This window comes from Lactobacillus sp. XV31L (assembly GCF_059900865.1).
The window spans coordinates 18,980-37,225 of sequence record NZ_JBWXGC010000001.1 but is presented as its reverse complement, the minus strand read 5'-3'; the positions used below and the strand labels follow the sequence as shown (position 1 = coordinate 37,225).

General features: G+C 44.9%; 17 protein-coding genes, 1 tRNA gene and 1 riboswitch. Of the genes, 14 read left to right on the top strand and 4 right to left on the bottom strand.

Annotated elements, in window-relative coordinates:
- The first annotated feature begins 159 nt into the window (after positions 1–159).
- The 6 genes from AC2JF7_RS00175 to AC2JF7_RS00150 all read left to right on the top strand — a co-directional run bounded on the left by AC2JF7_RS00175 (position 160) and on the right by AC2JF7_RS00150 (position 7,091).
- Complete coding sequence (locus tag AC2JF7_RS00175) at positions 160–1,251, top strand: BMP family lipoprotein (RefSeq protein WP_500725908.1); 1,092 nt, start codon at positions 160–162, stop codon at positions 1,249–1,251.
- Positions 1,252–1,430: 179 nt separating this feature from the next.
- Positions 1,431–2,447 carry a BMP family lipoprotein gene (locus AC2JF7_RS00170; protein ID WP_500726366.1) on the top strand — a complete coding sequence of 339 codons (1,017 nt, stop codon included), beginning with the start codon at positions 1,431–1,433 and terminating at the stop codon, positions 2,445–2,447.
- Positions 2,448–2,528: 81 nt separating this feature from the next.
- The gene (locus AC2JF7_RS00165; RefSeq protein ID WP_500725906.1) at positions 2,529–4,064 is read left to right on the top strand and encodes an ABC transporter ATP-binding protein; all 1,536 of its coding nucleotides are present in this window, start codon (positions 2,529–2,531) and stop codon (positions 4,062–4,064) included.
- Positions 4,065–4,077: 13 nt separating this feature from the next.
- Complete coding sequence (locus tag AC2JF7_RS00160; protein ID WP_500725904.1) at positions 4,078–5,187, top strand: ABC transporter permease; 1,110 nt, start codon at positions 4,078–4,080, stop codon at positions 5,185–5,187.
- On the top strand, positions 5,187–6,143 hold the full coding sequence (locus AC2JF7_RS00155) for an ABC transporter permease (RefSeq protein WP_500725901.1): 957 nt from the start codon (positions 5,187–5,189) through the stop codon (positions 6,141–6,143). Before AC2JF7_RS00160 ends, AC2JF7_RS00155 begins: the two co-directional genes overlap by 1 nt.
- A gap of 9 nt (positions 6,144–6,152) precedes the next feature.
- Positions 6,153–7,091, top strand: coding sequence for a nucleoside hydrolase (locus tag AC2JF7_RS00150; protein ID WP_500725898.1), 939 nt, complete (start codon positions 6,153–6,155; stop codon positions 7,089–7,091).
- 51 nt (positions 7,092–7,142) lie between these two features.
- Here the strand turns inward: AC2JF7_RS00150 and AC2JF7_RS00145 are convergent, their stop codons facing one another.
- A complete protein-coding gene (locus AC2JF7_RS00145; RefSeq protein ID WP_500725895.1) occupies positions 7,143–8,459 on the bottom strand; it encodes a C1 family peptidase in 1,317 nt (438 codons plus the stop codon).
- A 140-nt stretch (positions 8,460–8,599) separates the two neighbouring features.
- Positions 8,600–9,022 (bottom strand): Hsp20/alpha crystallin family protein, encoded by a 423-nt coding sequence (locus tag AC2JF7_RS00140; RefSeq protein WP_500725892.1) that lies wholly within the window; start codon positions 9,020–9,022, stop codon positions 8,600–8,602.
- Positions 9,023–9,223: 201 nt separating this feature from the next.
- Between AC2JF7_RS00140 and greA the strand changes: the two genes are divergently transcribed.
- The 4 genes from greA to AC2JF7_RS00120 all read left to right on the top strand — a co-directional run bounded on the left by greA (position 9,224) and on the right by AC2JF7_RS00120 (position 12,187).
- Positions 9,224–9,685: a transcription elongation factor GreA gene (gene greA / locus AC2JF7_RS00135; protein ID WP_500725890.1), complete on the top strand. Its 462-nt coding sequence runs from the start codon at positions 9,224–9,226 to the stop codon at positions 9,683–9,685.
- A 79-nt stretch (positions 9,686–9,764) separates the two neighbouring features.
- On the top strand, positions 9,765–11,078 hold the full coding sequence (locus AC2JF7_RS00130) for a Y-family DNA polymerase (protein ID WP_500725888.1): 1,314 nt from the start codon (positions 9,765–9,767) through the stop codon (positions 11,076–11,078).
- Positions 11,056–11,427 (top strand): hypothetical protein, encoded by a 372-nt coding sequence (locus tag AC2JF7_RS00125; RefSeq protein WP_500725886.1) that lies wholly within the window; start codon positions 11,056–11,058, stop codon positions 11,425–11,427. Before AC2JF7_RS00130 ends, AC2JF7_RS00125 begins: the two co-directional genes overlap by 23 nt.
- Positions 11,428–11,524: 97 nt before the next feature.
- Positions 11,525–12,187 carry a CPBP family intramembrane glutamic endopeptidase gene (locus tag AC2JF7_RS00120; RefSeq protein ID WP_500725884.1) on the top strand — a complete coding sequence of 221 codons (663 nt, stop codon included), beginning with the start codon at positions 11,525–11,527 and terminating at the stop codon, positions 12,185–12,187.
- Positions 12,188–12,237: 50 nt separating this feature from the next.
- Here the strand turns inward: AC2JF7_RS00120 and AC2JF7_RS00115 are convergent.
- Positions 12,238–12,308 (bottom strand) — tRNA-Gly (locus tag AC2JF7_RS00115).
- Positions 12,309–12,364: 56 nt separating this feature from the next.
- The gene (locus tag AC2JF7_RS00110) at positions 12,365–12,970 is read right to left on the bottom strand and encodes an SOS response-associated peptidase family protein (RefSeq protein ID WP_500725881.1); all 606 of its coding nucleotides are present in this window, start codon (positions 12,968–12,970) and stop codon (positions 12,365–12,367) included.
- A 94-nt stretch (positions 12,971–13,064) separates the two neighbouring features.
- On the opposite strand from AC2JF7_RS00110, the gene trpS reads away from it, so the two are divergent.
- From trpS to mgtA, 4 genes are all read left to right on the top strand, one after another.
- Positions 13,065–14,093, top strand: a complete 1,029-nt coding sequence (gene trpS / locus AC2JF7_RS00105; RefSeq protein WP_500725878.1) for a tryptophan--tRNA ligase — start codon at positions 13,065–13,067, stop codon at positions 14,091–14,093.
- Entirely contained in the window at positions 14,086–14,565 is a 480-nt protein-coding gene (locus tag AC2JF7_RS00100; RefSeq protein ID WP_500725875.1) for a deoxycytidylate deaminase, read from the top strand. The genes trpS and AC2JF7_RS00100 overlap by 8 nt, the downstream gene beginning before the upstream one ends.
- Positions 14,566–14,605: 40 nt before the next feature.
- Positions 14,606–15,154, top strand: coding sequence for a TPM domain-containing protein (locus AC2JF7_RS00095; RefSeq protein WP_500725873.1), 549 nt, complete (start codon positions 14,606–14,608; stop codon positions 15,152–15,154).
- A gap of 63 nt (positions 15,155–15,217) precedes the next feature.
- A riboswitch (M-box (ykoK) riboswitch) is annotated at positions 15,218–15,381 on the top strand.
- A 92-nt stretch (positions 15,382–15,473) separates the two neighbouring features.
- Positions 15,474–18,164, top strand: a complete 2,691-nt coding sequence (gene mgtA, locus AC2JF7_RS00090) for a magnesium-translocating P-type ATPase (protein ID WP_500725869.1) — start codon at positions 15,474–15,476, stop codon at positions 18,162–18,164.
- The last annotated feature ends 82 nt before the right edge of the window (positions 18,165–18,246 follow it).

The following is an 18,246-nucleotide window of genomic DNA, read 5'->3' as shown; positions in this document are numbered from 1 at the left end:
CTTGCTATATGCAAAAATATTGTGGTTTCAGTCGTTCGTGCTATATGCGCAAAAAACAAAACATTGTCATATCAACACTTTATCTTGTGGTATGGTTTTGACAACACCACTAAATATTGTTATCTTATCAATTGCAAATATCTTTAGGAGGTCCACAGAATGGAAAGTAAAATAAAAAAGTTTTTTGCAATAACTACACTAACTCTTTCAGCTAGCGTTGTTCTTGCCGGATGTTCGGGAAGAAAGCAAGGCGGCAGCGGTAATTCAAGCGATAGTGCGAAGCACTCAATTGCCTTAATTACAGATACAGCTGGTGTCAACGATAACTCGTTCAACCAGTCCGCTTGGCAAGGATTCAAAGAATATGGCAAGGAACATGACTTGAGCCGCGGCAAAAACGGTTACCAGTACTTCCAATCTAGCGGTGCTGCTGACTTTGAACCAAACTTTGACCAGGCCAGCAAGGCCGGTTATCAGACCATTTTTGGTATTGGCTACAGCTTAAAGGATGCCGTTAGTGCCGCTGCTAAGAAGTATCCCAAGAAGAACTTCGTTATTGTTGATGAAGTAATCAAAGACCAGAAGAACGTTGCTTCTGCTAACTTTAGAAGTGAACAAGCTTCCTATCTAGCTGGTGTGGTTGCAGCAACAGAAACCAAGACTAACACAATTGGTTTCATCGGCGGAGCGCACGGTGACATCATTGACCTCTTTGATTCTGGCTTTACCTTAGGCGTTCATGACCAAGCTAAAAAATTAGGCAAGAAGATTACGCTGCTTAACCAGTATGTGGGCGACTTCAAGAGTGCTGACAAGGAAAAGGCTATTGCTCGATCCATGTATGCCAAAAAGGCAGACATCATCTTCCATGCTTCAGGTTCAGCGGGCAACGGACTGTTCCAAGAGGCCAAGGCCATTAACCAAGACCGTCCAGCAAACAAGAAAGTTTGGGCAATCGGTGTTGATTCCGATCAATCATACTTGGGCAACTACAAGACTAAGGATGGCAAAAAAGACAACTTTGTGATGACCTCAGTTATTACCGGTGTTAACATTGCAACTAGGGATATCTCTGACCGGGCTTACAAGGGCAAGTTCCCAGGCGGGCAAAACTTAGTATATGGACTAAAGACAGACGGTGTCTCCATCAAGCGAGGTAAAATTAGTGCTAAAGCTTGGAATTACGCTCGTGCAGCTCGCCAAGACATTATTAACGGCAAGATTAAAGTGCCAATTCATCCAAGCAAATAGTTCGGTTTAAAGCGATTTACACTCTAAATTACTCAATAATATGAAATAATCCTTGAAATTAAACGTATCTTATACTAAAGTTACTAGTGAAAAGTTCGTTATTTTTGGAGGATTTATCAATTATGAGTAAGAAGCTAACGAGATTGTTGTCACTAGGAGCTGTAGTTGCCTCACTAAGCATGCTGCTAAGCGCTTGTTCGGGTAAGAAACAGGGCACAAGCGGTGGGCAAAGCATGAAACATAGCATTGCATTGATTACTGATTCTAACGGCGTTAACGACCAGTCTTTTAACCAATCAGCTTGGGATGGGTTCAAGCAATTTGGCAAAGAACACAATATGAAGCAGGGCAAGGGCTACCAGTACTTTCAGTCAAGTAGTGCCTCAGACTATACGCCTAACTTTAACCAAGCTGCTAAGTCTGGTTACCAAACGATTGTTGGCGTCGGCTTTATGCTGACAGATTCGGTTAAGGCGGCAGCTAAAAAGAACCCGCAGAAGAATTTTGTCATTATTGATGATGTAATCAAAGGCCAAAAGAATGTCGCGTCCGTTACCTTCAAAAGTAATGAGTCGTCATACCTGGGCGGTGTAGCTGCAGCTTATACCACCAAAACCAACAAAGTTGGCTTTATAGGTGGTGCTAAGTCGGCTATTATCTCGACCTTTGAGGCCGGCTTTAAGCAGGGCGTGCAGGATGCAGCCAAAGCTCTGCACAAGAAGATTACGGTCAGCACCCAGTATATCGGCAACTTTACTGCAAATGACAAGGCTAAGTCGATTGCCCAGTCCATGTACGCTAACCATGCAGATATTATTTATCAGGCTGCCGGTAATGCCGGTAGTGGCGTATTCCAGGAGGGCAAGGCATACAACCAAACTCGCCCAGCTAGTCAAAAAGTCTGGGTGATCGGAGTTGATGTAGACCAAGAACACTTGGGCAACTACAAGTCGCAAGACAATAAGAAGAGCAACTTTACGCTGACTTCAGTGCTGAAGGGGTTGAATGTTGCAACTGAGTCTTTGGCTAACGATGCTGCCAAGGGCAAGTTCCCAGGCGGCAAGCACTTGGTCTATACCTTAAAGGATGATGGTGTTTCAATCACCAAGGGCAACCTGTCGGCCAAGGCTTGGAAAGCTGTTCAAAATGCACGCAAGCAGATACTAGCAGGCAAAATTAAAGTTGCAATTAAGTAGCCACTAAGCAATAGTAATTGAATTGATTTAAAGACTCTTTGTATGCTGATGCAAAGAGTCTTTTACAGAGGAAAACAAATAATGAACGAGACGACAAATGTAATCGAGATGCGCCATATCGTCAAGGACTTCAATGGCTTCAGAGCTAATGATGACATTAATTTGACATTGAAAAAGGGCGAAATTCTGGCGCTCCTCGGTGAAAATGGTGCCGGCAAGTCAACCTTAATGAGTATTTTGTCGGGGTTAATCATGCCCACTTCAGGGCAGATTAAGGTGCATGGACAAGAGGTTGAGGTGAAGAACCCGACTGTTGCCAAAAATCTGGGAATTGGGATGGTGCACCAGCACTTCATGCTGATGGATTCCTTTACCGTTTTGGAAAACATTATTCTGGGTCATGAGCCAGTTAGTGGCCCCAAGTTGAATTTCACGAAGGCTAAGCAGGAAATTGAAGCACTGTCTAAGCGCTACAACCTTAACGTAGACCCGCTGAAAAAGGTAAATGAAATCACGGTGGCTCAGCAGCAACGAGTAGAGATCCTCAAGATCCTCTACCGCGGCGCCGATATTATGATTTTTGATGAACCGACTGCCGTTTTGACGCCACAAGAAATCACGGAGTTCATTGAGATCTTGAAGGGGCTGGCACTTGAAGGCAAGTCCATTATCCTGATCACGCATAAGCTAGAAGAAATTAAGCAAACTGCTGATCAAGTGACTGTTATTCGCGCTGGTAAGAGTGTTGGGACCTTTGACGTGGACCAGGTTACTGACAACCGCTTGGCTGAATTGATGGTGGGGCGCCATGTTAACATGCAGCTGAACAAATCAGCTGCTAAGCTTGGCAAGACCATGCTCAAGGTTGATCAGCTGCAAGTCAAAAACGACCAGGGCGTTCGAGCGCTTAAAGGGTTGTCTTTTAACCTGCGCGCTGGCGAGATTCTGGGTGTAGCTGGAATTGATGGCAACGGTCAAGATGAACTTGTCCGTGCTTTGACTGGCTTGCAGCACATTGATTCAGGCCACGTCATTATTGACGACCAGGACATGACCAACCAGACTGTGCGCAAGATTACGGAAAAAGGCGTTGCCCATATCCCAGCAGACCGACAGAAGTATGGCTTGATTTTGCCATTTTCGGTTGCCGCTAACCTCAACTTGCAGACCTACTACAAGGTCCCTTTTTCCAAGCACAATGTAATGAAACATAATGTCATTAACCAGTATGCTGATGACCTTATTAACAAGTTTGACATTCGGACAACAGGAAGCAGCGTACCCGTTAGCGACCTGTCCGGAGGAAACGAGCAAAAAGTGATTATTGCGCGTGAACTAAGCCGTGATAGTGACTTGATCATTGCCTTTCAGCCAACTCGGGGGCTTGATGTTGGTGCGATTGAATACATTCACAAGCAGCTTTTGCTTGAACGCGCCAAGGGTAAGGCGCTTTTGCTTGTTTCTTATGAACTAGATGAGATCATGCAACTGTCAGACAGGATCATCGTCCTTCATGACGGCGACATTTCTGGTGAAGTGAAACCAGAAGAAACTAGTGATGAGGAATTAGGTCTGTTAATGACCGGTTTCAAGAAAGAAGGAACAACCCTTGCTTAAAGTGACCCCCAAAATGAAAAAAGTTGTAGTACCACTAATCTCAATTCTGGCCGGTTTTTTGGTTGGTGCCCTGATTATGCTGGTGTGGAATTATGACCCAATTGATGCATACAGCTCGATGTTTACAAGTGCCTTGGGCAACATGAACGGAATTGGGGAAACCATCCGTGAGGCCACGCCCCTAATCTTTACTGCCATTGGTTTTGCTATTGCTTCCAGTGCAGGCTTTTTCAATATTGGCTTGCCTGGTCAAGCGCAAGCTGGCTGGCTGGCATCGATTTGGGTGGTACTAGCCAACCCGAGCATGTCCAAGGTGCTTTTATTGCCGCTTGCAATTGTTGCTGGTGTTTTAACTGGTGCAATTGTTGCTGGTATTGCCGGTTGGTTGCGGGCACAATTTGGCACTAACGAAGTAATCACAACAATTATGATCAACTATATTGTGTTGTATGCATGCCAGTACTTGACCCAACAAATAATGCCGGCCAAGCTTCGTTTGGATATTGATACGACCAAGACGATTAGTGCTAATGGCAGCTTGAAGATTCCATGGCTAAGCACGATGTTTGGCGATTCCCGGATCAATGCCGGTATCTTCATTGCGATCGTAGCAGTTTTCTTTTACTGGTACCTAATGAAAAAGACGACGACAGGCTTTGAAATTGAAGCTGTTGGAGCCAACCCTTTTGCTAGTCGTTATGCGGGCATGTCGACTAAGAAGAACATCATGATTTCTATGCTGTTATCTGGCGGCTTTGCAGGTCTTGGTGGCGTTGTCCAAGGCCTGGGTACCTACCAGAACTACTTTACTCAGACTACCAGTCTTGACATCGGTTGGGACGGCTTGTCAGTTGCCCTTTTGGGTGGTGGCACTGCTCTAGGAATTCTGCTTGCAGCAATTTTGTTTTCAATTTTAAAAATCGGTGGCTTGGGTATGCAGACAATTGCCGGTATTCCATATGAGATTGTGTCAATTGTGATTGCTGCAATCATCTTCTTTGTGGCAATCCAGTATGTGATTGAACGGCTATTTAAAAAGAAGCCAGCTGCCCCAAGCTCTGCAGGCGACAGTAGAAAAGCGACAACCACAAAAGCGCAAACTAGTGAAGGAGGACAAGGCTAATGAACTTAATGACAATCTTACCTTTATTGGTATCCTCAACCTTTGTGTATTCAACGCCCTTGATTTTTACTGCTCTAGGCGGGGTTTACAGTGAAAATTCAGGGATTACCAACATTGGTTTAGAAGGAATTATGACAATGGGGGCCTTTGCGTCGATTGTTTTCAACCTGACCTTTGCACCAACTTTTGGCACTCTAACGCCTTGGCTGGGCGTGATTATTGGCGGCCTTACCGGCGTGCTCTTTTCTCTTTTGCACGCGGTTGCGACAATCAACTTTCATGCCGACCACATTATCAGCGGGACAGTCTTGAACTTGATGGCTCCTCCGTTAGGCGTGTTCTTGGTAAAGGCAATTTATGATAAGGGGCAAACGGAAAATATTGCGCAGAGCTTTGGCTACTTCAGCTTTCCGGGCTTAGCCGATATCCCCATTATTGGGCCAATCTTCTTTAAGGACACGTCAGCTCCAGCCTGGGTGGCAATCATCCTGGCGCTTATCTTATGGTGGATATTGTACAAGACTCGTTTTGGCTTGCGGCTGCGTTCTTGCGGGGAAAACCCGCAAGCAGCTGACACGATGGGGGTTAATGTTTACGGCATGCGCTATGCTGGCGTGCTGATTTCTGGCTTTTTAGGCGGCGTCGGCGGAGCTTTCTTTGCCGAGGCAATTTCAGGCAACTTTTCTGTTTCTACGATTGCAGGCCAAGGATTCATGGCTTTGGCAGCAATGATCTTTGGCAAGTGGAATCCGCTTGGTGCGATGCTAGCCTCGTTGTTCTTTGGTTTTGCCCAAAGTCTCAGCATTATTGGCAACCAATTGCCATTTTTCAACCATATCCCAGCTGTTTACATGCAAATTGCACCATATGTTCTTACCATTGTGATATTGGTCTTGTTCTTCGGCAAGTCGGTTGCGCCCGCAGCTGATGGGCAAAATTACATCAAGTCTAAGTAGGAGAAACTAATGAAAAAAATTTATTTTAACCATGATGGCAATATCGATGACCTAGTGTCATATTTGCTCTTGCTGCAGGCGCCAGACATTAAGCTGATAGGCGTCAGTGCAATTGATGCCGATGGGTACGTTGACCCAGCGATTGAAGTTTGCCGGAAGATGACGGACTTGTTTAACCTGCGCGGTGATAATTTAGCGATTGCGCGCTCAACTTCACGCGCGGTTAACCAGTTCCCAGAAGCATGGCGGACAGGGTCTTATTCCTTCAACTACTTGCCGATGCTGAATGAGACGGGCAAGATGGTTACTAAAAAAGCTCAAAAGCCTGCCCACCTGGACATGGTTGCCAAGATTAAAGCGGCAGATAGTCCAGTCACCTTGGTTATGACTGGTCCTTTAACTGACTTGGCACGGGCTCTAGATGCAGATCCAACTATCAGCGAAAATATTGAGTGTTTGTATTGGATGGGCGGCTCGCTTGATGGTCACGGCAATGTGGTGCAGGTCAATGCAGATGGCAGTCAAGAATGGAATGCCTTCTGGGATCCTGAGGCGGTTGCACGAGTCTTTGACTCAAGCATTCCGATGCAAGTTGTAGGGCTTGAAAGCAGCGAAGAATTGCCGCTGACTGATGAAGTCAGAAAGCACTGGGCTAGCCTGCGTAAGTATCCGGCTGTTGATTTGGTTGGCCAAGGATACAGTCTCTTAGTCACGCCGCCTGTGCAGTCGGCCTTGCTGTATTTTTGGGATGTTTTGACCACCATCAATGCTCTTTATCCAGAAGTAGTTAAGACGGTCGAAAAGCACAAGGTTAAGGTGGTTACTTCTGGACCAGCAGCTGGCCGGTTGGTTGATGATCCACAAGGACGAGAAATCACCTTGGTAAGCAAGGCCGACAAGGACCTGTTTTTCCGTAAGTTTGACGAGCTGCTTATGCGGACCAAGTAAAAAAGACGAGATTCATCATGAATCTCGTCTTTTTTTGCTTTTAAGTTAATGTTAGGCTAGTGAATCCCAAGCAGGCAGGTCCGTAATTGGTCCTTCAGCCAAGGCCACTTGTTCAGGCGTTAAGTACTTCTTGTGGACAACAACCTCATAAGTATAGTCCTTGAACCAGTCATTGTTCATAACAAAGTAGCCCTTGTCGCCGTTCTTTTCGCCCCAAGAATTTTCTACTTTCCACTGGCGAATGTGGCCCTGATCCTCGTCAACGCCAACGATGGTCATTGCGTGGGTTGAAGCGCCCGCACCTGTGCGCAAGCGGTCAGCCTTAGACATGGTCAGGTCAACACCGTACAAGTCATTATACTTGTACAGACTGCTGTTGAGGTAACCCTTCTGGCGGTCACTCTGGGCCCCGACTTCATTGCCAAACCAAACAGCTTCACCATCTTTTAATTGGCTAATCGCTGCCGATTCAAGATATTCCATTGGTACATTGAGAAACTTGATTCGGTAGGAACCTTCCACATTGTCTTCAAATGGCAGACCATATAGTTTGCCATATTCATGGTCAGGTGCATTAGTTAAGACAACATAGTCGTCAAAGTCAACGTCGCCCATGTATTTGTGCAAGAATTCTAGCGGGGTCAAATCCTTGTCCAAGTGATAGTTTTTGTCGTCATCGCGGTATTCTAAGTCAAACTTCTTGGGTGGTTCACCAACTGCAATAGCGGTCATCTGGTAGACCTCACTTAAAAATTGTTCGCGCGCTTGCTTAATCTTGTCATCTGCACCGTCTTGCTTTAACTTGCGCAGAACAAGGGCATCCTTGCGCAACTTGTCCCCTAAAGTCTTGGCAAAGGCATGGGTGTTGTTAGTGTTGGCACTTTCGGGCATAGCATATGAAGGAACAACGCCATACTTGGCCACAAGGGCAGCAGCCATGTGAAATTGACCACCGTCTTCGCCGGCTCCTTCTAGGTGTGCTTTAACAGTACGGGAGTCCAGTGGCTGATCAGCTGTGTCTAAGATGCTGTCATAGAAGATATTGGCCCGTTCAATTTTATCCCAGAAAAAGTTGTAACTCTGGGAGAAGGTGAAGTTCTTTACGTGGTATTTTTGACCAAAGTTGTGACGCAGGATATTGAGCGTAGCAAATTCCCAGCAGCGACCGGATTGCAGCTGGTTAGTAACGTTTTCAGTGTCTAGTTCAGTTGAGAAAACACGTGTTAATTCACCTTGAACGCGTTCATTATAAGCAGCCGCTTGGACGCCACTCTTTTGGGCAGCACGGGCAACAACTTGATTTTTGGGGTTGGCGTTAAAATTTTCAGCAAACTTTTCCAACTCTTGGATGGTAACTTTATGTCCCATAAATAATCTCCTTTTTTAATTTAATTTTAAATTACTGTATATTTTATGCTAAAAAGAAAACGAGTTCAACTCCTGAACTCGTTTTAGAGAATTATTTGTATTGGCAACTTATCTAGAACTTCTTGCAAAATGACAATAAGCTAATCAATTTGAATTGAATTATCACCCTCACCAGCTCTTTGCTTTGGCAGGGTAATAGTCAATACACCATTATCATACTTTGCATGGATGTCACTTGCAACTACATTTGGCAATCTGAAGCTGCGGGAAATGTGTCCTTGGCTTCTTTCACGGTGGATAAGGCTGCCATCCTTGGATAAGTCCTTGGTGGATTGCCTTGAGCCAGAAATACTTAGAATGCCATCATTGTAACTTAGATTGATCTTGTCCTTATCCATACCGGGCATGTCAACTTTGATAAGATATTGGTGGTCATTTTCAATGACGTCTGCCTGCATTAGCTTAGCCACTTCATTATTGTCAAAAAACTTGCGTGGAAGATCAAACCAATCGTTCATTGCATCGAATAAGTCATCGCGGTGATTCATCATTTCATTTGCCATAGTAAAAACTTCCTTTCAATTAAGATAATTTGTTCGAGAAGACTTTCATTTTTTCTTTACACTAATTATTATAGAATGCAGATTAGCAAAAACAAAATAATTAGCACTATTTATTTTGAAGTGCTAATTTTTAAAGACAAATGTTGTTATGACGGCTTTTTATCTTGTGGATAACTTGAGCAAGGCTAAGAAGGAGACGAAATGGTTTACTATCAAAAAATGACGCCAGAAGGCTACCAAAAAATTAAAGATGAAATTACGCGTCTTAAAAAGGACCGGCCACGCCGCATTAAAATACTGCAGGAAGCGCGATCTTTGGGCGACTTGTCAGAAAATACCGAGTATACAGAAGCTAAGCGGGATCTGGGGCACCTGCAAAGTCGCTTGCGCTACCTTGACAAGCAGCTCAAATATGCACAAGTAGTTGAAAAAAAGGTGGATGGCCGAGTTGATCTTGGTCAAACAGTGACGATAAAATTTGCAGATGATGAAAAAGCTAGAAAGTATCGAATCGTTGGTCGCATGGAAGCCAACGTCGATGATGGCTTAATTGCCTTTGATTCACCATTGGGACAGGCGATTATGAAAAAACCGGTCGGTGCAACCGTTACCGTCCAGGCGCCAGCAGGGGAATATTCCGTTACAATTATTGCGCTAGACTAAAATCCCCCTTGCTTATTCGAACGTGCGTTTGTATAATAGAAGTTATCGAACGAATGTTTGCAAATAGGAAGTGACGGCAATGTATGATTATCGGTATGAACCGCATCGGGTGATTTTTATGATTGATAATAAGTCATTCTTTGCTAGCTGCGAAGCACTCAGACTTGGGCTCAATCCAATGAAGGCAGTGCTTGCAGTTGTTTCGCACCAACCCAACTCCAAGAATGGATCGGGGCTGATTATGGCCGCTTCCCCTCTAGCCAAGCAAAAGTATGGCTTAACCAATGTGATGCGCGTGCGAGACCTGCCTTCAAAGCACGATGCACCGGATTTAATCCTAGTTGAGCCGCACATGAACCTGTACATCAGACGTAGCATGCAGATCCTGCAAATTTTTCGCCAGTATGCAGCTGAAGAAGATATTCACGTTTATTCAATTGATGAGTCAATGATTGATATGACCAAGTCTTGGCACTTATTTGGCAAGGATCCTTACCTAGTAGCACGCAGGATTCAGGTGGAAATCAAGACTAAGCTTGGTTTGTATACGACCTGCGGAATTGGTGAAAATCCGCTCTTGGCCAAGTTGGCAATGGATAATTCTGCTAAACACCGCCGGTCGATGATTGCTTATTGGCACTATATCGATGTTCCAGACACAATTTGGCGCATACCCAACTTGGAAGATGTCTGGGGCATTGGCAAGCAAACGGCACGTCGGCTGCGCCGCCTAGGCATTAACAATATGTACCAGTTAGCACATACCGATCCCACCCTTTTACAAAAAGAATTTGGTGTAATTGGCGAGCAGCTGTTTGCGACAAGCTGGGGTGTTGATCGCAGCATCATTAGTGAAAAGTTTTATCCCCAAATGAAAAATTATGGTAATGCCCAAATATTAACTAAGGACTACACTGTCCAGCGTGAAATTGAGCTGGTCTTGCGCGAGATTGGCGAACAAGTGGCAGCAAGGATTAGGGCCCACAAAGTGCAGGCTGGTTGCGTTAGTCTCTCTGTAGGCTTTTCTAAGTACAAGCAGGATGGCGAACGCAAGGGTTTCAGTGTTCAAAGGCGAATTTCCCCGACCAACAATAATGACCTGCTAGTAGAAGAAATTCTGGCTCTCTTCCGCAAGAACTGGCATGGCGAAGCTGTGCGTACACTAGGAGTCAACTGCAGCTACTTGGTGCCTGATGACTTCCAGCAATTGACCTTTTTTGTTCAGCCTGCAGCCCAGGTTAAGCAGCGCAAGATTGACCTGACGATCGATAAAATCAGGCGTAAATATGGCTTCACTAGTCTAGTCAAGGCCTCCAGCCTGCTTGAAGGTGCAACTGCCATCCGCCGCAGCAACTTGGTTGGCGGTCACAATGGCGGTAATGCTTATGAGTGACTTTGACCAAGTGGTGCAGAACTTTTTTAAAAATTATCAGGACCGGAAGATGAAGAAGTGGATGGGCTTCTTCTTGAGTGACCATACTGTGGCCATTAGTAAGGATGAAAAGCAGCACAATGCCTGCTACCCCGCTAAAGCAACTATGAGCCCAGAAGAGGTGAGCCTGCAGCTTCTGAAGGCATACAGCAACCACCGGCTAGTCCATGTGCAAGTAAAGGTTGTAGATAGCGACGATCATTTGCCTGCCGACCTGGCCGGCTTTGTTGACGGTTACAGTGAGGACGGAATTATCATTGCAGGGCAAGCAATTGCTTTGGAAGATATCAACCATATCGAAGTGGACTAGAAAATTATCCTGTGCTTGACAAGCTATCTTTTTTAAGCTGCCTTTTTTTGCTATAATATGGAACTTGTAAGGCACGAAAAAAGATCGAGGTAATTTTGTGAACACACCGGCATCAAGAGATGGCAACTTAATTCGCTACGTTTTTTATATTATTGGATATTTGATGGCTATTGGAGCGTATGAACTTGCCGTTAAAAATTCACCGGTTCACGTTTGGGACATAATTTTATTTATAACTATTTCTTTGATGGTTGTATTGTTTTATGTTTTTCGTTTCAACCGCGAGCAGCGCTTTTTTGACCGCAATTTTTCGGGATCGTGGATCAATTACTTTGGCACGATTGTTGGGCTGACTGTGGTGGTAACAGCTTTGCGGATAACTGTTTCATGGCTTGAGTCTTATAGCAGGCTTAAGCCATATGGTTTCCAAATTGCCTACTTGCAGCATGAATCCACTAGCAATTACTGGTTTTTAGTGCTGGCAGTCGGCCTTGTTCTTCCGGTTTTACAAGAATTCCTAGCCACAGGTTTTTTGTTTAATTATGCCTTTAGGCGCAACACGGTGGTAACCGCCTTTTGGGGAATCGTTGCTTCAGGCGCTATGTTCAGCTTGCTGAACTGGCAGGGGTCAGTCCTTTTACTCGTGCTTAATGCAGCCTTTGGAGCGCTTTTTGCCTGGTCTTACCTTTACACGCAAACAATGTGGATGCCAGTCTACTTGGCCGTGCTCAATGGCCTTTTGCTAGTGATTATGACATAAAACTTGAACAATAAAAAAGACGGTGACTTAGTCATCGTCTTTTTTGTATAAGCGGATAGCGTGAATCGAACCCGCATCTTCAGCTTGGGAAGCTAACGTTCTACCATTAAACTATACCCGCATTACTGAAATAGTTTACCATGTTTTACGCGTTAATCCAAGCACTGATTTTTACTTTTAGCTTCTATTGGGGAGCTGATTAACGGTCAAGTCTATCTGGCTCCGGTCAACCAGTGCGGAAAAGTCCTGAAACAGCCATCGGCGTAGTTCGCTAGGCTGCAGCACTAAGGGCATCCGGTCGTGTACTGGCGCCATTGCCCTATTAGGCGCAGTTGTGGCCATTGCAAAGTGGTTGCCTTCGTAGATGCCAGCAATGAGAGTTAAGGGAGCGTCCGCATTGCTAAAGCTGAAACGCTCATGGAAGCGGCGGTTGTTAGCAGCTAGGTATGTTTGCTGGCCGCTTTCAAAGAACTGCTTGGCAATAATAATGCAGCGTGAGCGGGCAAAGGAGGCATTCCATATAGAAGGCTTGCTTTCAAAGAAACGCTCAATCCGGGCGTTGAAGATGACAGACTTATTGTTGAAGGGACTAGGGTAGCCCCAAGCTTTAGATGCAAGAAGCAATTTCTGGTCTTGATAAACTAGAACAGGTGCTGTATCTTTTGGAAAAACAGACCGGCTTTGGGCAAGCGTGGGCGCAGAATCAACCAGCGGCAAGTGTAAATCAGCGGCTAGGTATTTTTTGATTTCTGCTAAGTTGGGCAGCATAAATTGGTTGCACATTTTATCCTCCATGTTTAATCATTGCTTAATTTTTGGTAGAATTGACTATAATTATTACAATAACGGGTTTTGATTTTCAAGGAAGGCAAGTACAATGAACAAGAATATTATCCTGACCGGCGACCGACCAACAGGAAAGCTGCATGTGGGCCACTACATTGGTTCTTTGAAAAATCGGGTAAAGCTGCAAAATTCTGGTGACTACCAACCATATATTATGATTGCTGACACCCAGGCACTTACAGACAATGCACGCAATCCGGAAAAGATCAAAAACAGTCTGGTAGAAGTTGCACTTGACTACTTGGCAGTAGGTATTGACCCCAAGCTCTCAACCATTTTTGTCCAATCCCAGATTCCAGCTTTGTTTGAACTTACAGCTTATTATATGGACTTGGTAACAGTCAGTCGTTTGGAACGCAACCCGACCGTTAAAACAGAAATTAAGCAGAAAGGTTTTAAAGATTCAATCCCAATCGGCTTTTTGAATTATCCGGTTTCCCAAGCTGCTGACATTACGGCCTTTAAGGCAAGCTTAGTGCCAGTGGGGGATGACCAAGAACCAATGCTTGAACAAACCCGTGAAATTGTTCGAACCTTCAACCGGGTTTACAAGTGTGACGTGTTAGTTGAGCCTGAAGGCTACTTTCCAAGTCATGGTCAGGGCCGCTTGCCAGGCCTTGATGGCAATGCCAAGATGTCTAAGTCTTTGGATAACGCCATCTACTTGGCAGACGATGCGCCAACCCTCAAGACCAAGATTATGTCGATGTACACTGATCCAGACCATATTCACATTGAAGATCCCGGCAAGGTAGAGGGCAATACGGTATTTACCTACCTTGATATCTTTGCTCCTGATAAGAATAAAGTAGCAGAATTGAAGGAAGAATACCAAAAAGGCGGCCTGGGCGATGTTAAACTTAAACGCTATTTAAACAAGGTAATGGAAGATGAGCTAGCCCCAATTCGCGCGCGCCGTGCCCAGTATGAGCAGCACCTAGATGAAGTCTACGAAATGCTGCAGGAGGGGTCTAAGAAGGCCAATGCAGTTGCTAGTCAAACCCTGGCTGAAGTGCGTGATGCAATCGGACTGAACTACTTTAGAGGTAAAAATGCGTAAACGAATTCCCTGGAAACAATATTTTATGATGCAGGCGCTGGTAATTGCCCAGCGTTCAACATGTGATCGTGCTTTGGTCGGCAATGTTTTAGTCAAGGACAAGCGGATTATCGGGACAGGCTATAATGGATCAGTCACAGGTGCCCCGCACTGTGATGATGTGGGTCACCAAATGGTAGATGGGCACTGCGTGCGGACGATTCACTCGGAAATGAACTCACTAATTCAGTGTGCCAAGAATGGTGTTTCAACCGATCATACAGAAATCTACGTAACGCACTTCCCCTGTTATAATTGTGCCAAGGCACTGGCTCAGGCAGGAATTAAGAAGGTCAATTATTACTTTGATTACCATGACAGTCCGCTGGTAAGTGCGCTTTTTAAAGATTGTGGGGTTACTTATGAACAAATTAAAATCGACCGGGAATACGTGGAAGAGTTGGCCCATAAGTTGGAAGAAGCTGAAAACTAAACTAGCAGGACTCATTGCCCTAGTTGGGGTTTTCTGCACTATGACGGCCTTTACTAATCCCTATATAAAAGATAATAGCAACTTGCTAGAGCGTGAGACCAGCAAGTTGGTCTTGGCCAAGAATGACCGTTACATGCAAACTAGAGAGCAGCCCCAGATTATTGTTCAAACTGTCAACCGGGTTGATTATTTGACTCCCAAAAGGTTGAATAAGTTCAAGCGGACTGTCTTTATTGTGGTGGGGTCAAAAAATAAGAAGCGCAATGTGCAGATTTATAGCAGCAAGGACTTGCATGGCGCTTTTACGGCTGACATTCGCGGCAGCATCATCCGCGCACAGTCTGACCAGCTGCGCTCAAGCGATAAAAAAGAATTTAACAAGGGATTGCGCTTTGTTTTTCGGGCATGTGCAACGACAATTGACCAGCAGTACCAATATTCGTTAGACAAGTATGACCTCTCCAATGAAGAGCGGTCCCAAATTTCCCATCCGCGCCGCTTGGCTTTGCCCATTGCATTTGCTTTGGTGCTAGTTGTTGGGGGCCTAGTTTACTTTTTTAAGCATAACCTGCACCAGAAAAATAAATAAATTGGTTGACTTGACCTGGCATTGTGTATTACACTCACAATGTAAATTAAATAAACAAATAAACAAATAAACTGTTAGGTGAGACTCCTACGTGAACAAATGCTATCGCCCGGAAACATCCAGAGATGCCAACGAGTTAAATAGTTACCGTCGAGATAAGGCGGTAACCAGATAGCTAGCCTGTGCTTACGTCACGTAGTGTTAAAACTGAACGACGAGTATTAATGATACCTTGTTTAAAAGAGGGGTCGCTAGCGGTGTGCGGGCGTACCCTCTTTTTAGTTTGTTTGCGTTTTGGAAAAGAGAAGGAGTGATGAAGATGTTGAGAAAACCAAATGAAGTTGCTAGCAATAAGGATCTGGAACTAGTCAAAGCCATTGCCAATGAGGGCAGGTCAGAGACGCTTGCCAGGCTCCATGCTAGTAGCGACGGCTTGACTAGCGCTCAAGCAGACAAGAACCGGGAGGAATTTGGTTCAAATACCATTGCGTCTGGTAAGAGCAACTCTAAGCTGCAGTTTTTAGCTGAAGCCTTTATAACACCATTTACACTGGTTTTGCTGGCTTTGGCGGCAATATCTCTGTGTACCGATTATATATTTGTACCAGCTGGTGAAAAGGACTTGAGCACGGTAGCTATTATGCTGACGATGGTGGTCATTTCGGGAATTACCAGTTTTATCCAAAATGTCAAATCATCCAGCGCTGTTGATGCACTTCTGAAGATGGTCTCAGTTACTACGGACATTATCCGTGATGGCAAGGACCAGGAGATCGATACCAGCCAAGTGGTGGTTGGTGACGTAATTCGCTTAGCCGCAGGGGACATGGTCCCAGCAGACATGCGCTTGCTTTCGAGCAAGGACCTCTTTTGTTCATCCAGTTCGCTCAACGGTGAATCGAATCCAGTTGAAAAAATTGCCTCGAAAAAGCCGCCGCTTGGTCAGGAGCGGGACTACCTGGCCTATCCTAACGTCTTGTACGAAGGGACGACAATTGTTTCTGGCTCTGGGTTAGGAGTAGTCTTTGCTACCGGCGAACGGACAATGTTTGGCAAGTTGGCTCATGACATCGCCCACAGTGATGTCAAAAATACGGCCTTTGATGTTGGGATTAAGAATGTATCCAAACTATTAATCATCATGACTGCAGTCATTGCCCCCTTGGTCTTAATCATCAATGGTTTAACTAAGGGAGACTGGGTCAACGCACTAATCTTTTCAATCGCTACAGCAGTGGGACTGACGCCGGAAATGTTACCGGTAATTGTCACTACTAACCTAGTAAAGGGTTCAATTGAGATGTCCAAGAAGGGCACAATTGTTAAGAAGATGAATTCGATTCAGAACTTTGGTTCTGCTGATATTCTGTGTACCGACAAGACAGGCACCCTGACCCAAGACAAGGTTGTGCTGGAACGGCACTATGACCTGAACCTGCATGAGAATCCGCGCATTTTGGAAATGGGCTACATCAATGCCAATTATCAGACTGGGATGAAGAACCTGATTGACAAGGCAATCATTGAAGCAGCCGGTGATGAACTCGACATTAATGAAATTCAGCGTGATTATAACAAGATTGATGAAATTCCTTTTGACTTCTCCAGAAGACGCATGAGTGTGGTAGTTGAGAACGCTGATCGCAAACATGGTGAGCACTTGCTCGTAACCAAGGGTGCCTCTGAAGAAATGATGGCTGTAGCCACTAAGCTTGAGGTTGACGGTCAGATCTTGCCACTGACACCAGAACGCAAGCAAAAGGTGATGGCAAAAGTTAACAACATGAATGATGACGGCTTGCGGGTGATTATGATTGGTTATAAGCGCAATCCAGCACCTGTGGGTGAGTTTTCCGTCAAAGATGAAAATGAGTTAATTCTCTGTGGCTTTTTAGCCTTCCTTGATCCGCCAAAAGAAAGCGCCAAGGTTGCGCTGGCCCGACTTAAGAATGATGGAATTACCGTCAAGATTCTGACGGGTGACAATGAGGCGGTTACCAGAACAGTCGGCCTGCAAGTTGGACTTAATGTTGACAAGGTATATTCTGGCGCTGATTTAGAAGGCAAAAAGACGGAAGAATTGGCTAAAATGGTTGAGGAATGCAACATCTTTGTCAAGCTTTCACCAGAAGACAAGACTAAGATTATCAACTTGCTGAAGCAAAATGGTCATACGGTTGGCTACATGGGCGATGGTATCAATGATGCACCAGCCATGAGGGCTGCTGATGTTTCTATTTCTGTTGATACAGCTGTTGATATCGCTAAGGAATCTGCTGATATTATCTTGCTGCACAAGGATCTCAACGTGCTGGAGACAGGCGTTCGGATTGGCCGGAAGGTCTTTGGCAATACGATGAAGTACATTAAGATTACGCTATCATCGAACTTTGGCAATATTTTATCAATCTTGGTCGCTTCCTCCTTCTTGCCCTTCTTACCAATGCTTCCGCTGCAGCTATTGGTACTAGACCTGCTATATGGGACTAGCTGTCTGTCTTTACCATTTGATGATATGGACAATGAGTACTTGCGGACTCCACGGACCTGGTCAACTAAAAAACTGCCCAAATTTATGTTTTACTTTGGACCAACTTCTTCAGTCTTTGATATTCTGACCTTTGGACTACTCTACTTTGTAATTTGCCCGCACTTGGTTGGCGGTAATTTCAATGCAATTAGTCCAGCCCAACAGGTGGCCTTTATTGCCTTGTTCCACACGGGTTGGTTTATCGAATCGCTCTGGACACAAGAAATGGTCATTCACGCGCTGCGTGATCCGCGCTTGCCTTTTATTGGGCAGCACGCTACGGCCACGGTTATCCTATCTACCTTTGGTGCTAGCATTATTGGTACGCTGATTCCGTTTTCGTTTTTGAGCACCAAACTAAAGTTTGGAGAGCTGCCAATGAGCTTCATGTGGGTAATTTTAGGCATCTTGGTACTGTACATTTTATTGACAACTGCAGTGAAGCATTTCTATCTCAAGAGTGAAGAATTCTTGATTTAACAGCTTCAGGCAAGTGAACTAACACATAGCAAAAGGGGATTCCATAGGAGGAATTCCCTTTTTGCTTGATGTAGTATAATAT

Excerpts from the sequence above, each read along its gene's own strand:
- trpS (WP_500725878.1), top strand. The coding sequence starts at position 13,065 with ATGAACAAGAATATTATCCTGACCGGCGACCGACCAACAGGAAAGCTG.
- AC2JF7_RS00140 (WP_500725892.1), bottom strand. The coding sequence starts at position 9,022 with ATGGCAAATGAAATGATGAATCACCGCGATGACTTATTCGATGCAATG.
- AC2JF7_RS00155 (WP_500725901.1), top strand. The coding sequence starts at position 5,187 with ATGAACTTAATGACAATCTTACCTTTATTGGTATCCTCAACCTTTGTG.
- AC2JF7_RS00095 (WP_500725873.1), top strand. The coding sequence starts at position 14,606 with ATGACGGCCTTTACTAATCCCTATATAAAAGATAATAGCAACTTGCTA.
- AC2JF7_RS00125 (WP_500725886.1), top strand. The coding sequence starts at position 11,056 with ATGGCGGTAATGCTTATGAGTGACTTTGACCAAGTGGTGCAGAACTTT.
- AC2JF7_RS00130 (WP_500725888.1), top strand. The coding sequence starts at position 9,765 with ATGTATGATTATCGGTATGAACCGCATCGGGTGATTTTTATGATTGAT.
- AC2JF7_RS00160 (WP_500725904.1), top strand. The coding sequence starts at position 4,078 with ATGAAAAAAGTTGTAGTACCACTAATCTCAATTCTGGCCGGTTTTTTG.
- AC2JF7_RS00150 (WP_500725898.1), top strand. The coding sequence starts at position 6,153 with ATGAAAAAAATTTATTTTAACCATGATGGCAATATCGATGACCTAGTG.
- AC2JF7_RS00145 (WP_500725895.1), bottom strand. The coding sequence starts at position 8,459 with ATGGGACATAAAGTTACCATCCAAGAGTTGGAAAAGTTTGCTGAAAAT.
- AC2JF7_RS00110 (WP_500725881.1), bottom strand. The coding sequence starts at position 12,970 with ATGTGCAACCAATTTATGCTGCCCAACTTAGCAGAAATCAAAAAATAC.
- AC2JF7_RS00165 (WP_500725906.1), top strand. The coding sequence starts at position 2,529 with ATGAACGAGACGACAAATGTAATCGAGATGCGCCATATCGTCAAGGAC.
- AC2JF7_RS00170 (WP_500726366.1), top strand. The coding sequence starts at position 1,431 with ATGCTGCTAAGCGCTTGTTCGGGTAAGAAACAGGGCACAAGCGGTGGG.
- AC2JF7_RS00175 (WP_500725908.1), top strand. The coding sequence starts at position 160 with ATGGAAAGTAAAATAAAAAAGTTTTTTGCAATAACTACACTAACTCTT.
- mgtA (WP_500725869.1), top strand. The coding sequence starts at position 15,474 with ATGTTGAGAAAACCAAATGAAGTTGCTAGCAATAAGGATCTGGAACTA.
- greA (WP_500725890.1), top strand. The coding sequence starts at position 9,224 with ATGGTTTACTATCAAAAAATGACGCCAGAAGGCTACCAAAAAATTAAA.
- AC2JF7_RS00100 (WP_500725875.1), top strand. The coding sequence starts at position 14,086 with ATGCGTAAACGAATTCCCTGGAAACAATATTTTATGATGCAGGCGCTG.